The sequence below is a fragment of the Chondromyces crocatus genome (genome assembly GCF_001189295.1).
Taxonomy (GTDB): domain Bacteria; phylum Myxococcota_A; class Polyangia; order Polyangiales; family Polyangiaceae; genus Chondromyces; species Chondromyces crocatus.
This window is the reverse complement of the sequence record NZ_CP012159.1, coordinates 755,046-769,386: the sequence shown is the minus strand read 5'-3', so window position 1 is coordinate 769,386 and position 14,341 is coordinate 755,046. Positions and strand designations below refer to the sequence as shown.

The following is a 14,341-nucleotide window of genomic DNA, read 5'->3' as shown; positions in this document are numbered from 1 at the left end:
GGAGCGTAGGAGTCGATAAGCCCCTGATTCAGGGTACGCAGTACTAGGTCTGCGCAGCGGGTGCTCCGACGGTCTTCCGCCGCGTCCTCCGCGCGGCCTCCTGGGCACGCAGCCTGCCGAGGGCATCGGTGAGCGGCGCGATGAGCGCTGCACCTTCCAGGCGTCGCGCCGTCTCGTCACGCGCGGCGCGGGCCTCGATGGCACGTCGCAGCCGCCACAGCACGTCCACCCACGCCTTCTCGGCATGGCGGCCGAGGAAGACGTGCGTGCTCCGCTCCTGCCTCGTCTGCGCGAGGCGGTCCTGCGCAGCCTCGCTCGCATCGAGCGCCGCCTCGAGCCGGTCGAGCCAGATCATCGGAAACTCGATTGCCGCGAGCAGCGCGGCATGCACCGGGTCCCTGAGTGCCAGCAGCATGCTGCGGCAGTGCATGTTCTCCTCGACGATGCGGGCGTCGACATGGGCGAGGCCGTCAGGGCAGGCCGAGGCATGGGCCGCCCGCGCGGCGAGGGCGTGAGGCCCTTCGTCGTTCCGTGCCTCGATGGAGAGGTAGCTCTCGATGTGCCGGTACCAGGTGTCGACGCGGTTGTCGGCGATGGCTGCCTCGGCGAGCAGCGCGTACCGCTCGGCATGGGCCGCCGCGCCACCGCCCACGTGCTCGGCGAGCTGCTCGATGACGGCCTCGAGCAAGGGGATGAACCCGTCGAGGGCTGGTTCGGCGGCTCCCTCGCGGTGTCGCTCTAACAGGTTCGCGTGGACGCTGCGGGCAATGGAGAGCTTCTCGGGGCGCGGGATGTGGGAGAGGTGGGTCACGGATGCCTCCTGGACGCAGAGACGACGGTCCTGCGATGGAGGAAACGAGCGAGAAGGGATCCTATTCAACGAATCTCGAAGATTGCAGAGTCGGCCGCCGACGAAACAGCGTGGACGTCAGCGACGACCCGTCACCGATGGCGGGATGGCCTGCTGAAGGGTGGCAGGAGGGGGGCTGATTTCAGTTGCTCGGTACGCCGCGCTGGCCGCTCGTGTTCAGCGTCACGGAGCAAGGCTGCGACGGCATCGGGATGACAGGGGGCCGCCGTGGATCCCTGCAGTGATCACGTCGAACGTCGGTTTCCTGCGGTGAACGACCCTGGGGAACGCTCCGAACGTCGGTTTCCTGCGGTGAACGACCCTGGGGAACGCTCCGAACGTCGGTTTCCTGCGGTGAACGACCCCGGGGAACGCTCCGAACGTCGGTTTCCTGCGGTGAACGACCCTGGGGAATGCTCCAAACGTCGGTTTCCTGCGGTGAACGACCCTGGGGAATGCTCCAAACGTCGGTTTCCTGCGGTGAACGGCTCCGGGGAACGCTCCAAACGTCGGTTTCCTGCGGTGAACGGCTCCGGGGAACGTTCCGACCGGCGATTTCCTGCGCGCGACGCCACCAGGGATGGATCGGGAGGTCGTTCGCGTGCACGCGATGGATGCGCTGGGGAGCACGAACGTTCGGCGCCTGCGTACGACCGGCGCTGCGCTCCGCTGGGATGAACGATGGCTGGTGAGCGTCGACGCTCATCAGGCGACCGCTCGACCCTCGTCGTCGCGTCCGCGGTCCTGGCTCGCTCGATCTTCCCGTCCGTGACCTGGGAGGTTCTCGATCAGCGAGAGCCGCTCGGGCGTCGCATGGACGAGCCCGGGCTGGTCGACTCCGTGTAGCCCAGCGAGCGACACGTTGGCGTCCCTGTCTCCAGGCCGAGGTCCCCGTCACCCGGGTTGTAGGCGTGCCAGCTTCCCTCTCGATCAGGAGGCAACCGAGCGGACATCGCAAGATTGCGACTCGCTGTCGCAGTCTTGCATCTCCTGCGCGCTCGACACGTCAGGCCCGGAGGAGCGGCGGAGGTGCTTGCTCAGGACCTTCACCACGGTCGTGATCCGCACGTCGTTCCGGAGCTCGGGTGGGACCAGGAGCCATGCGGGTCGCTCGAGGTCTGCGCTCCTCTCTCGGTAAGACGTCAGCTCGACCAGCTCGGGATGGTTCTCGGCAAGAGCCTCTGGCAACAGGCCGACGCCCGCGCCTGCGGTGACGAGGTCGAGGAACATGCGCCGGGAGGTGGTGACGGCGGCGACCTGCTCTCGGGGGACGTGCTCCCGCTCCCAGCGACCGATCCACGACTTGTCGAGCGGCTCCCCGAGCACCACCCAGCGGGCGCGCTCGGGGTCGCTCGCGAGCGCGCGTGTTCCATACACACCGAACCGGATGGTGAGGAGCTTGCGACCGACGTACGTGGGCGGTGGCTTGCGGAGCAGCGTGAGCGCGAGGTCGGCCGGAGGATCCCGCTGACTCGGGCAGGCGGCGGTGATGTGCACGTCCACCCGGAGCTGGGGATGGAGGATCGACAGCTCCGCGAAGGGCGCCGAGAGGAGCGGCTCGAGCCCGTCGAGCGTCGCGAAGACGACAGGGCCGCGCACCTCGTCGCGCTGCTCGCTGGCGCGCTGGGCGATGCTCTGGAGCGAGTTGCCGGTCGTCCGTGCGAGCTGCGCCAGCTCACGCCCGGCAGGCGTGATGCCCCTGCCGCGCACGAGGCAGGGGAAGCCGACGGACTGTTCGAGCGCCGCCACGCGCCGGTAGATGGTCGACGCGGCCACGCCGAGTTCGCGGCCGGCGGCGCCCGCCGTACCGAGTCGCTCGAAGGCTTCGAGGTAGCGGAGATCGTCCCAGGACGAGATCATGACGATGCGATGTCATCACGGTCATGACGCCGCGACAATTCATGCGAGGCCGTGAAACCCGTCGAAATGGCTGCTCGACCCTCGCGTCATGCGCGCTGTGCGCGTCGTCGGATGCCGTGGTGCAGGAGAGACGACCGATGACGACAGATGTCCTCCACTTCACGCCACTCCATGGCGGTGACGCGCGCTGTGGTCATGGCACGGCACCCATCGCGGCGAGGAAGTCACAGGGCAGGATGCGGGCGGCGGCACGGTAGTACGCGTCGGGTCGCTCGACATGCTTTCGTCGCGCGGCAGAGGTTCATCTCGCGTGTCGGGTCGCTCGTCGTAAGTCCGTCGCGTGGTGATGGAATGCGCTGTGCGCAGCGTCGACTCAGACGGCGCCGGCGCGGACGGCGTGGGGTGTGCGTCCGCTCCAGCGCCGGTAGGCGCGCTCCAGGGCGGCGCGTGAGCTGTAACCGAGGCGCTCGGCGATCGTGTCGATCGGCAGCGTGCTCTCGGTCAGGAGCTGGGTCGTGCGGCGGTGGAGCAGCTCGGCGCGCATTGCGGCGAAAGAGGTCTTTTGCGCAGCGAGCTTGCGCTGGAGCGTCCGTGCCGTGGTCTCCATCGCTTCGGCGACGGCCTCGAGGGTCGCGCCACCCGACTCGTGCGCCCTCCAGAACGCGCACGCGAAGTCTTGATCGAACGAAGAGGGCTGACCCGACGGCGCGAGCAGCCGAGGGGCGTGCTCGGAGAGCAGCTCGGCGAGGACGGGCGAGGCGCCACGGAAGGGTCGGGCGAGGTCGGCACGCGCGAAGAGAAGCTGGGTGGTCGGGCGGTCCCAGCGCGGGACGACGCCGAAGATGCGGAGGTATTCGTCCTCGGACTGGCGAGGCATCTGGTGCTCGATGGCGTGGGGTACGACGCACTCGCCCGTGCAATGTCGGATGAGCGCGACGGCCGCCGCGAAGATGGTGTCGGCCCCCTGGCGCGAGCGGAGCGTGGGCATGACGTACTCGAACCCGGCGCAACGCTCGGTGTCGATGCGGCGGATCTTCGCGTTACGGACGAAGAGGTTCATCACGCGCACCAGCACGTCGAGCGCGGCGTCGAGGTGGGTCGCGTGCGCCAGCGCCGGTCCGACCACGCCCATCTGGTCGATCGTGAACTGGGCGCCGGCGTGGATGCCCCAGACTGGATCGCCGGTCAGCGCCTCGATGCCGGTCCAGAGCTTGAGCGTTTCTTCGTAGCTCAGCTCCTCGGCAGCCTCGAGCGTCGCGCGGGGGAGCCCGGAGGCGTGCGCCACCTCGACGAGCGAGAGGCCGAGGATGCGCGTCCAGGTGAGCACGAACGGCGAGACGCGGATGGGCGACGCGCTCGGAGGCTCGACGGACGCAGGTCGGTCGGGGCGAGCTGGCTGCACGACGGGTGATGATACCGGAAAGAGCCCGATCGTCGCCGTTCATGGAGGAGCTTGGTCGGTGAAGAGCACTGGCTGCGTGGAAGTACGGCAGCGAATGGCGGGGGTTTCGTGCCCTCCAGCACCGACGCGCTGGCCGCGGGTCATTCTCCGAGGTGCGGTTTCCAGCCGCACTGAACCCTCGGCTCAAGGCGCGAGGTCGATGGCCGCCTGCGTGCTTGCGAGGCGGGGATCGGAGGGGTGCGCCTCCTGCTCGCGCCCCGTCACGAGACGCGTCGCACCACGACACCGCCCCGCGCGACGAAGGGTCGGAGTCCGAAGGTCTCGATCACCTCGTCGACGCTCTCGGTGGGTGGATCCCACACCGCGATCCGGCGCAGGTGGGGCCACGCTTCGATGAGGCACTGCAAGCCGGCTTTGCCGACCTTGGCGTGGATCTGAAGGGTCTCCACGGCGGAGAGCGACGGCGAGCTTGCGAGCGCGTTCGCGAGCTGTGGGCGCGCCTGCGAGATCCCGAGGCCCAGGTGCCTGAGTCGCTGGAACGGCACCTGGGCGAGGTGCATGAGGCGATCGGGGGGCACATCATGATCGCTGATGCGCAACGCGACGAGCTGGGCGATCCACGGGCTGGACGGCATGGCTTCGAGCAAGGGCACCTTCTTGGTGATCGAGGTCTCGAAGAGATCGAGCGCCTCGCACGCTGGCAGCCGCTCGTACATCGCAGGCAAGAGCGCAGCGAGGCCTGCCATGTCGGTGGCGTTGCCGCGTTCGAGCCGGAGTTCCCGGAGCGCCGGCCACGGTCGTTCGAACAGCTCCGTGGCGCGCGGCTTGTCCTGGAGCAGGAGGGAGAGGCGCGCGAGGGTGGGTCGCAAGGGCTCGATGTCCTTGCTGCTCGGGACGCCCTCGAGGTCGAGCTCGCGCAGCCCGAGTTTGGCCAGCTGCACGAGCGCCGCGGACTCCTTCGGTGCGAGCTTGCTGCCCTCGTCGCCAGAGACTTCCACGCCTTCGAGGCCAGTCAGGTCAGGAAGCGCGGCGAGCTGCTCGGTGAGCTGGGGCGCGGCGAGGAACCGCAAGTGACTGACCTGGAGGCCTTGCGCCTGCGCGAGACCAGCCTCGCGCGGGCCGAAGGCGCGCGCCAGGGCGGCGAGGGGCGAGAGCGCTCCCGCGTGGCACCAGGTGGGGAGGCAATGTCGGGCGTGCGCCGCGAAGCCGGCTGCGATCGCGTGGAGTTCCGGGCTCGGCGTCTCCTCGGTGGGCAGGGCTTCGGCCCACTCGTACCAGGTGTACTCGTCGTCCAGTCCGTACTGCATCACCCGTCTCCTCGTTTCGCATGGCGAGCTCATGGCTCGTGGACACCCGATCCGGGCTGGAAAACGCGACGAACACACGCGCAGCTTCCGTCCAGTCCCGTGCAGGAGCGAGGGTCGTCCATGGCCCGGAGGACGCCATCCGATGGCGTGAAGTGTCGATCTCCTGTCGTCGTCGGTCGATGACGCCAGCGCTCGTCTCACGATCACGGCGTCGGGGTGGCAGGCTGCGCCGACGCCTTCCGCCATCCACCGGGACGTCGGTGAGCGCGACCCCTCTCCCTTGACGCGCCATGTCGTTCGGCTGACCATCCCTCCACGAAACAGCGCTCGCAAACGGCGCTCCCGGCGGCCCGCCAAGGAGAGAGATTCCCGCATGACTCCGCGCTCCCTCGCGCTCCTCGTCGTGCTCATCGGCTGCTCCAGCAGCGAAGACCCGGCGACCTCCTCGGGATCGACGACGCCTCCTCCGTCGAACGGTGGCAACGAGCCGACGCCGCCGCTCGTCGAAGGTGCCGACTGCGACAGCAGCGACTTCGAGGTCCGATCCATCGGGACCGTACAGTTCGAAGGCGAGACGTTCGAGGTCATCACCGCCACGCCGTGCGCGTACGTGCTCTCCCATATCCAGGGGAAGAAGGACTTCCCCGTCGAGGAGCGGGAGACGTTCTACGTCGTCGATAGCCAGTTCGAACTCCCGTACATCCCCGGGGTCATGGACAACGTGGCTTACACGCCCGGCGACAAGAACAAGGGCTGGGCGAACGGCATGGATGTCGAAGCCGAGGTGGCGAGGCTCGGCGCGCTCCCGGTGCTCTACCACGTCACGCCAGGGCACGAGTACGGCTACTTCACCGACCACAACGACGGCGGCGGCGACATCTTCGGCGCGTTCCGGCCCACGTGGCGGTTCATCAAGAACGGTAGCGACGTCAGCCTGCGCTTCTTCTCGCCACCCGACACCGCGTGGCCGCGTCACCGCGGTGGCTGGAACCCGAGGGAGATCAACCAGGAGATCGGCTTCGGCTTGCTCGTCGACACCGACGGGAAGGTCTACATCCCCAAGGGGGTGCCGCTCGGGCGAACGTGGTGGAACGAGGAGCTTCGCTGCGTGCTGATCAACAAGGCGTCGCAGCCGGTGCCGGTGACGCGCACCCAGTTCCCCGGCGACGAGTCCTACTACATGGCCGAGACGGTCATGCCCGGGTACGCGAGCCTCAGTTCACACGGGCACCTGTACTGGGGTCACAAGGGAAAGCCCATGGTCGATGTCGCGAAGTGGGACGACACCTTGCCGGGCAACTTCGACAAGCCCTTCGGCGGGGGGTGCAGCCCCGATGGCTACAGCGTGGCCCACGCCGAGGGCTTCACCTGGCCAGAACTCCGCGCACAGAAGCGCGACCAGTACCTTGCCGGCGAAATCGAGGCGATTCCGAAGGAGCACCTCTACCGCATCAAGGTGTACCGGCAGAATGATCCGAGCGGCGCCGTCGAGCTTCTGGGGGAACTCTTCTACGAGTGGGATGGGGACGAGTGGCTCCCGAAGGCCACAGGGGACGCGCTCATCCCGATCGATCCGGCGCGGTCGACATACCGGATCAGCGGGCATCTGGGCGAGGGGCAGCGCGCCTTCGTGGTGATCGAGGATCTCTGAGCTGGCGGAGATCCAGCATGTGGCCACCTTGCTTCGACGCTGACCAGGAGACGCCAGCCATGACGATGATCTCGCGATGGGTCGTGCCCGCAGGTCTCCTGCTCTTCGCCTGTGCCTGCGGGAGCACGAGCGACGACGGCGCGGGTGGCGAAGGGGGCGCGGGTGCCAGCAGCACGACGTCGACATCGACCTCGACGAACGGCTCGGGCAGCGGCGCTGGCGGAGGCCTGGGGCCGCACCCCACGGAGCCGAGCACGCCCACACGGGGCGGGACCATGACCTTCACCAACGTCGGTGCGCCAGGGTGGTGGCCGCGTCGCATCGATCGCGACCCAGGCGATCCAGCCTGCAGCTACAAGGATGGGACGGACACGTGGGGTGGGCACTGCTGCATGAAGGAGCAGCACACGACGAGCACGACGCTCGCGCCCTTCGACGAGGAGATGACACTCGTCATGAAGGCGATCCGCCTGAAGCAGCTCGCCGTCTACCAGCCAGGGGAGAGCGCTGCTTCCTGGTCGATGGTCTCCTCGTGGGACGCGCAGCGCGGCCACGGCTCGAACCTCGTGGTCACCGATGGGCAGATGACGTCCGCCGATTTCACCGGAGACCTGACGAAGAAGGACTGCGTGAACTACTTCATGCAAGAGGCGTCTTTCCCGTGCGGTGACGGGCGCGACTACTTTTGTCCGAACGATCCGGGCATCAACCACCTCGGCTGGTCGGGCTCGAAGCTCATCGTCTTCCTCGCCTCGATGACGTTCGATGATGCCGGCGTCGAGCGGTGTGACGGCGGGGGGCAAGGGCACCCGGGGCCGTGGGTCGCGTTCGTCGCATCCGAGTTGATTCGCGATGGCGGACGCAAGTGGAACGGGCTCTGCAACTGCTACTCGAAGACAGGATCGGTCGGTGACGGCTGCGGGGAGATCAACGTCTTCGAGGTGGTGCTCGACAACAATCAGTACAGCAACCGCGAGTTCATGAGCACCGGCGTTCGCTCGTACCAGGCTGGTCATGTCGGCGGGAACGTCTGCGGAGAGGGCTGTCGCCGTGACGTCTTCGCCGACGACATCGAGGTCGTCGACGCTTGCGGGCAGCAGGCCTATGCGAGCGGGCCGGAGATCGCGGTCAGCGGCAGCGCGGACGGGTGCCCGGTGTGGCGCCGTCCGGAGGGAGATCGGTATTTCATGATCCTGCTCGACGAGCAGCAGCGAGCGATCCAGGTGGCGGTCATCCACCCGGAGAGGATCCCTGGGGCGGCTGCCGAGATGCTCCCGGGGCTTCCTGGCGCTCTGTCCCGCGGGACGATCGATGCGCTGCTCTCGATGCGTTTGCCAGAGTGATCCACACCCACGCGGAGGCTTGTGAACTCATGATCCACGAGACGAAGACGAGAGGGTGGGTGGGCGTGGTGATGGCTGGACTCATCTCGCTCGCCGCGTGCAGCTCCAGCAATGGGTCACCCATGTCGAGCACGGGGAGTGGTGGGTCCGGCGCGTCGACGAGCGGGAGCGGGGACGGTGGCGCTGGCGCGATGGGCGGTGGGCCGCCGAGTAGCCAGCCCACGGGGTGCAAGCGCGGCGTCGCGTACGGCTACCACTCGCAGGCGGACATGCTGGCGCTCTCGCCCGCGGTGTCGTGGTGGTACAACTGGACGCACGTGCCAGACGAGGGCGTTCGACCCGACGCCTACACGACGATCGGGGTCGAGTACGTGCCGATGGTGTGGGGCGGGGGTGGCCTCGACGCGGCGCGTGCCACGCAGATCGCGGACGAGATGCCCGGAGGGGTGCGCTTTCTTCTCGGGTTCAACGAGCCGAACTTCGGGGAGCAGGCCAACCTGTCGGCGTCCGAGGCCGCAGCCCTCTGGCCTCACGTGGAGGCGATCGCCAGTGCGCGGGGGCTCGAGCTGGTGTCGCCCGCCGTGAACTACTGCGGCGGATCGTGCCAGGAGACGGATCCCTTCACATACCTGGACGATTTCTTCGCGGCGTGTGCGGGGTGCCGCGTCGACGCCATCGGCGTCCACATCTACACGGCGTGCCAGGGCGACGGGACCAACAAGGCGCGGTGGCTCATCGATCAGATCGAGCGCTACAAGGCGCGGTTCGACCAGCCGATCTGGCTGACCGAGTTCGCCTGTGACAACGCCGGTTCACTCGCCGAACAAGAGGCGTTCCTGGTCGACGCGCTCGCGTACCTGGAGAACGAGCCGCGCATCGCTCGGTATGCGTGGTTCTCTGGTCGCGCCGACAACGTGGCGAACGCGAGCCTCCTGGGAAGCGACGGGGTGCTGACGGAACTCGGCCGAGCGTACGTGGCCGCTCCTCAGACGCCTTGCGAGTGACGGACTGCTGGCTCATTCGCTGTTGGGCGGCGGAATCAAATCGCAACGACCATATTCCCGCCCAGCCGATGTGACGCACACACGTGAGTCCGTAACCTGCGAGCACGCATAGGTGGTGGTGTCGGTTCCAACGATGGGATGCCGCCATGCGCAACCTCCTGCGCGTCAAGCATTGGCCCCTAGAATTCGCGCACGTCGCTGACCGTGGCGGGCAGATCACCACAGCAGTACCCCTATCAGCCGTGTTGTGGCAGTGCGTACCGTCGAATCGGTCCTGATGCCCAGTTGGATACTGAGCCAATGAACAGGATCAAACTAAGTTTTCCTGGATCTGACAAAATACCAACCTGAGTTCTCATTTGTGTCCTTATTTATTGACTCGAGTGAAGCAAATAGTGAATACCGACTCAGATGAAAACGCCTGGGTCGTTCCAGCGACCCAGGCGTTGAACCGATGGCCCCCGAAGGCGCAACGGCTGCAAGTGCAGCCAAGGCGGGTCCATCTCTTGAGCAAGCGAAGGGCGAGAGCGATGGAAACGGATATCCAGAATACTCTCACGTCTCACAACGGTCAGCTGGTCCTGGGCGCTATTGCCGATGAGCATACACTCGTAGCCGCTATCACGCAGGGGCAGCTCATGCTGCTCACTCTCGATCCGCGTGAGAGCGAGAACCCGAAGCTGCGGGCTAAAAGCGCTGAGCTCGCCGCACTCTATGAGAAGCGGCGTGAAGTGCAGCGACTATTCGGTTCCAAATCGTCAGCGAAGGCGAGCAACGTGCAGCCTTACAGCGAGTACCTCGAAAGCACGCTGCTAGACGGTGAGGATGGCGCGGTGCCGGAGGTCATCCTGTGGACTGCGACCCCGCTTCGTGTCCAGCGCTTCCCACAGGCGCCACTTGGTCAGGTCGCCGTCCCCTACAGCCTGCGGTTGATTGCCATCGATGGTGAGACCCAGCTCGCTGCACGCTACGTGGCCCTTGAGCGCCGTCCAGAGATGGCAGACACGATCGTCACCATCAAGATTTGTCACGGCCGCTCGGCGGAATGGGCTCGCAACGCTTTCTACGACTTGAACGTGCGCGGAGTAACACCGAATGCTGGCGTGGCCCTCGCAATGAACACGAAAGACCCTGCGATGCGCATCGTCCGCGTGCTTGAGAAGCAGATTCCGCTCTTCACTGGGCGCATCAACACGGCTTCGCGGCAGGTTGGGAAGAATTCGTCCGACCTCGTGACAATCACGGCAATGCGAAACGGAGTGCTCACGCTGGCGGAGGGCATCAAGGGGGTACAGCGTGGCGCGCAGCCTCTCGACCTACAGCCTTTGCAAGTGGCCAACGTGCAGAAGGTGGCCATCGAGTGGTTCTCGCTGCTCAGTCAGATCTACTCGAAGGAGTTGGAAGATAAGCAGCACGGCATCATGGCGACGGGTGCGGTACTCGCCGCACTGGGCGCGATGGGGCACGACCTGCTCTCGTTTGCCAACGACGAGGAAGGCCGCCTCATCAAGCGTGAGGAACTCGTGAATAAGCTGCGCGGCGTGATTTGGGAGCGTGGCCCTGCCTGGTTCAACATCGCCGGTAAGGTCGGCAAAAAGGGTGACATTACCGTCGGGGGACCCAAAGAGGTGGGCTACACTATCTACAAGGCCCTAATCGACCCGGCGTCTCCCGAAGGTCGCCAGGTACGTGGCGCGTCCGCAATGGCTGCAGAGTAACGGCTGAACACGAGCCTGACAGCAGGTGGGATGCCGAACTCCGCGTGGAGATTGTCCCAAAGTCAACCTTCTCGACCCGATTCGACACGCAAAGCGGGCGTTCGGACGCCAGACTCCACGGGAGCAAGGTCAGATGTTCCTAACACCCTCGCTCAACGTGCCGAGACTCAGCGTCCCCACCCAAATCCACAGGACCCACCTGTTCGCTCAGCTCTTCGCCCAGCCTCGCGGGATCTTCGAAAACTGGCGGAGGAGAAGGGATTCGAACCCCTGGTTGAGTTACCCCAACGGCGGTTTTCAAAACCGCTGCCTTCGACCACTCGGCCACTCCTCCAGGAGATGACGTGGCGGTGGTTCGTGCCTTTTTCCGTGGCGCCTGTCAACGCTGGTGCCGACCCACCCGTGTCCCGACGCGCCCGAGGTCCTCGGGGAGGATGGGTCGAGCAGCGCGGCGGGGATCAGCTCCCGCCTTGTTTCGCGGCCTCTTCCATCTTCTTGCGGAGGCTGAGGGGCCGCATGTCGGTCCACACCTCCTCGATGTAGGCCAGGCACTCCTTCTTGGGACCGGTCTTGCCGACCGTCTTCCAGCCGAGCGGGATCTCGCGGTCGGCGGGCCAGATCGAGTACTGCTCTTCGTGGTTCACCACCACGTTGAAGATGGCGGTTTCGTCGTCGAGGATGCTCATGTCGTGCCTCCCTGGGTGGCCCGTACGGCGACGGCAGCGCGGGCGGGATGAGCACAGCGCCCCGAAGCATGCACGAGGGCTGCACTTTCTACCTGCCCCAGGTTGTACCACGCGGCCTGAACGGCGAGGAGGCCCACGACGCTCGCCCTCTCCACGATCAGCGCATGGCGAGGCGCGATGAGGTGCGGCGCGTTCGTCGCTGACGATGGCGCGCGCCCACGCTGGATCCACCGTGTCGACACGGGCGCCCAGTGATCGCGCTGACGCTCGCACCGCGGCGCCCTCGTGATGCTCGCGCCGATGACTCAGGGCCCGGCGAGCGGCGTCTTGAGCACCTTGTCGAGCCAGGTCTTCGCTCGAGCGCAGCTGCCGGTCGCGCGCGCGGCGGGAGCGGGGCTCGTGGGGCTGTCGTCGTCGACGAGGGCGGGTGGTGGGGGCGCAGGCGTCGCTGCAGCGGCACGCTCGTACGGGCCGGCGACGAGGGCGATGTCGGCGCCCTGGTGAGCCCAGGAGATCGGGCCGAGATCAGGGCGCATGCGGCATGTGCGGCCGAAGCGCGCGGTGAGGACGCGGCTCGCTTCCGCGGCGTCGCCGGGGGTGTCGAAGCGCAGGCGCCAGGCGAGGGCGTACTCCGTCCTGCCGGGGGCCTCGGTGGAAGCGCGGCGCGCGAGCACGAGGCGGTCGCCGCCCCAGCCAGCGGCAGCGGTCGCCGCGGTGTCGCGGTGAACGTACTCCTCGAAGGTGATGCGCAGGGCTTGCTCGCCCATGACGTCGTCGAACACGGGGAGAAAATCGGCCCCCAGCGGGTCGACGGGGGGGACCGGGACGTGGATGGGCGGCTCGCGCGCGGCGAGCTTCTCGGGATGCAGGAGCTGCTCGGTGCTCTCCGGGAGCGCACGCCAGATGGCGTCGACGGCGGGCCAGCCGCCCTTTCGACGAAGGCGCTGCACGAAGGCGAAACCGTCGGTGTAGGGGACGGCGAGCGACTCCTGGAGCGCGCGCGGGGTGTCGCCCACGGTCGACATCGCGGTGGAGACGGCGACGAGCTTGCGGAGGACGGCCTCGTCGATGGCGAACGCGGAGCCGGCCACCACGTCGAGCATGGCGCTCGTGGCGTCGCCCTCGATGAGCGCGTGGACGGCCGTGAGCCGGTCGCTGTCGCCAGGGCGGTACTGGAGGAGCTTGGCGAGGTCGTAGCTCTGGTCCTGGAGGGCGTGGACGAGCTCGTGGGCGAGCGTCTCCTTCGCCTCGGCGTCGTCGAGATCGTCGACGAGGTACATGGAGGCGTCGGCGGGCTCGTAGAAGCCGGCGATGCGGCCTTGAATGAGTCGGTAGGTGCCCGCCAGGTAGTCGTAGTCGGCGGGGATGATCTCGAGGGCAGCGAGGATTTCACCCTGGTAGCCGAGCACGCCGGGAGGGATCTCGCGGGCGACGTGCTCGCGGATGCGCGCAAGGATGCCCGGGCGGTCGAGGACCCGGCCAGGGACGAGGCGTCGGACCGGGAGTCCACGCGCCCGGGCGACGATGGCGAGCATGCGCTGCACCTCTTGCTGGGCGGCGGCGTTCGCGGCGCCGGTCTCGGACGCCGTAGCGTCAACACCCTCCGACGAGGGGTCGTCAGGGGACGCGACGACGAGGGGAGTCGTGGACGAGGGCGCCGTGGGGGTCGTCGTCGGGGAGGTGGGTCCACCACAGGCGGTGGCGAAGAGGGCGAGGGCGAGCGCGGGGGCAGGTCGTCTCACGAGGCCTCGTCGGCGCGGGGTCGCAGGGCGCGGATGGCGTCCGTGTAGCTGGCGATGCGCTCGTCTTCGGTGACGCCAGGTCGGGCGGCGCCGAAGACCGCGGAGCCGGCGACGAGGACCCGGGCGCCAGCGGCGATGACGTCGGGGGCCGTCTCCGCGGTGACGCCGCCGTCGACCTCGAGGGCGATGTCACGGCCCGTGGCGTCGATCATGGAACGCAGGGCGCGGAGTTTGTCGAGCGCGCCCGGGATGAAGCGCTGGCCTCCGAAACCAGGGTTGACGCTCATGACCAGGACCAGATCGACGTCCGGGAGGATGTAGCGAAGGCTCTCCTCGGAGGTGTGGGGGTTGAGGGTGACGCCCGGGAGCGCGCCGGCGGCTCGGATCTGCTGGACGGTGCGGTGCAGGTGCGTCGACGCCTCGACATGGACGGTGATCCGGTCGGCGCCCGCGTCGGCGAAATCGGCGACGTAGCGCTCGGGCTCGACGATCATGAGGTGCACGTCGACCGGCAGTCGGGTGGCGGCGCGCACGGCGCGTACGATGACCGGCCCCAGGGTGATGTTGGGGACGAAGCGACCATCCATCACGTCGACGTGGATCCAGTCGGCGCCGGCGGCCTCGACGGCACGCACCTCCTCGGCGAGGCGACCGAAATCAGCGGACAGGATCGACGGGGCGATCAGGACCTTCGGAGGGCTCACGCGCTACGGCTAGCAGGGGGCGCCTTCCGCGGCCAGGGGAGGGTGTACTAGGCTGATCGGAGGACAGGGAGCTG

The 14,341-nt window shown here is 67.5% G+C and carries 11 protein-coding genes and 1 tRNA gene; 4 read left to right on the top strand and 8 right to left on the bottom strand.

Annotated features, from left to right (window positions below):
- Nucleotides 1–43: 43 nt before the first annotated feature.
- From CMC5_RS02890 to CMC5_RS02875, 4 genes are all read right to left on the bottom strand, one after another.
- Nucleotides 44–811 carry a hypothetical protein gene (locus CMC5_RS02890; protein WP_050428978.1) on the bottom strand — a complete coding sequence of 256 codons (768 nt, stop codon included), beginning with the start codon at nt 809–811 and terminating at the stop codon, nt 44–46.
- 969 nt (nt 812–1,780) lie between these two features.
- Entirely contained in the window at nt 1,781–2,710 is a 930-nt protein-coding gene (locus CMC5_RS02885; protein ID WP_050428977.1) for a LysR family transcriptional regulator, read from the bottom strand.
- Nucleotides 2,711–3,083: 373 nt separating this feature from the next.
- Nucleotides 3,084–4,112, bottom strand: a complete 1,029-nt coding sequence (locus CMC5_RS02880; protein WP_050428976.1) for an AraC family transcriptional regulator — start codon at nt 4,110–4,112, stop codon at nt 3,084–3,086.
- Nucleotides 4,113–4,372: 260 nt separating this feature from the next.
- Nucleotides 4,373–5,419: a leucine-rich repeat domain-containing protein gene (locus tag CMC5_RS02875; protein WP_050428975.1), complete on the bottom strand. Its 1,047-nt coding sequence runs from the start codon at nt 5,417–5,419 to the stop codon at nt 4,373–4,375.
- A 373-nt stretch (nt 5,420–5,792) separates the two neighbouring features.
- Between CMC5_RS02875 and CMC5_RS02870 the strand changes: the two genes are divergently transcribed.
- From CMC5_RS02870 to CMC5_RS02855, 4 genes are all read left to right on the top strand, one after another.
- On the top strand, nt 5,793–7,070 hold the full coding sequence (locus tag CMC5_RS02870) for a hypothetical protein (protein WP_050428974.1): 1,278 nt from the start codon (nt 5,793–5,795) through the stop codon (nt 7,068–7,070).
- 65 nt (nt 7,071–7,135) lie between these two features.
- Nucleotides 7,136–8,413: a DUF2403 domain-containing lipoprotein gene (locus tag CMC5_RS02865; protein ID WP_425394851.1), complete on the top strand. Its 1,278-nt coding sequence runs from the start codon at nt 7,136–7,138 to the stop codon at nt 8,411–8,413.
- A 29-nt stretch (nt 8,414–8,442) separates the two neighbouring features.
- Nucleotides 8,443–9,417, top strand: a complete 975-nt coding sequence (locus CMC5_RS02860; protein WP_156338093.1) for a glycoside hydrolase family protein — start codon at nt 8,443–8,445, stop codon at nt 9,415–9,417.
- 530 nt (nt 9,418–9,947) lie between these two features.
- The gene (locus tag CMC5_RS02855; RefSeq protein WP_050428971.1) at nt 9,948–11,135 is read left to right on the top strand and encodes a DNA sulfur modification protein DndB; all 1,188 of its coding nucleotides are present in this window, start codon (nt 9,948–9,950) and stop codon (nt 11,133–11,135) included.
- Nucleotides 11,136–11,379: 244 nt separating this feature from the next.
- Here CMC5_RS02855 and CMC5_RS02850 read toward each other — a convergent pair.
- The 4 genes from CMC5_RS02850 to rpe form a co-directional block, all read right to left on the bottom strand.
- Nucleotides 11,380–11,469 (bottom strand) — tRNA-Ser (locus CMC5_RS02850).
- A 124-nt stretch (nt 11,470–11,593) separates the two neighbouring features.
- Nucleotides 11,594–11,821 carry an MbtH family protein gene (locus CMC5_RS02845; RefSeq protein ID WP_050428970.1) on the bottom strand — a complete coding sequence of 76 codons (228 nt, stop codon included), beginning with the start codon at nt 11,819–11,821 and terminating at the stop codon, nt 11,594–11,596.
- A 305-nt stretch (nt 11,822–12,126) separates the two neighbouring features.
- Nucleotides 12,127–13,563 carry a hypothetical protein gene (locus CMC5_RS02840; protein ID WP_050428969.1) on the bottom strand — a complete coding sequence of 479 codons (1,437 nt, stop codon included), beginning with the start codon at nt 13,561–13,563 and terminating at the stop codon, nt 12,127–12,129.
- Nucleotides 13,560–14,267 carry a ribulose-phosphate 3-epimerase gene (gene rpe, locus CMC5_RS02835; RefSeq protein WP_050428968.1) on the bottom strand — a complete coding sequence of 236 codons (708 nt, stop codon included), beginning with the start codon at nt 14,265–14,267 and terminating at the stop codon, nt 13,560–13,562. The genes CMC5_RS02840 and rpe overlap by 4 nt, the downstream gene beginning before the upstream one ends.
- Nucleotides 14,268–14,341: the final 74 nt, after the last annotated feature.

What these genes read in the sequence shown, in the direction of transcription:
- CMC5_RS02885 (WP_050428977.1), bottom strand. Translation starts at nt 2,710, where the DNA reads ATGATCTCGTCCTGGGACGATCTCCGCTACCTCGAAGCCTTCGAGCGA.
- CMC5_RS02855 (WP_050428971.1), top strand. Translation starts at nt 9,948, where the DNA reads ATGGAAACGGATATCCAGAATACTCTCACGTCTCACAACGGTCAGCTG.
- CMC5_RS02860 (WP_156338093.1), top strand. Translation starts at nt 8,443, where the DNA reads ATGATCCACGAGACGAAGACGAGAGGGTGGGTGGGCGTGGTGATGGCT.
- CMC5_RS02870 (WP_050428974.1), top strand. Translation starts at nt 5,793, where the DNA reads ATGACTCCGCGCTCCCTCGCGCTCCTCGTCGTGCTCATCGGCTGCTCC.
- CMC5_RS02845 (WP_050428970.1), bottom strand. Translation starts at nt 11,821, where the DNA reads ATGAGCATCCTCGACGACGAAACCGCCATCTTCAACGTGGTGGTGAAC.
- CMC5_RS02875 (WP_050428975.1), bottom strand. Translation starts at nt 5,419, where the DNA reads ATGCAGTACGGACTGGACGACGAGTACACCTGGTACGAGTGGGCCGAA.
- CMC5_RS02865 (WP_425394851.1), top strand. Translation starts at nt 7,136, where the DNA reads ATGATCTCGCGATGGGTCGTGCCCGCAGGTCTCCTGCTCTTCGCCTGT.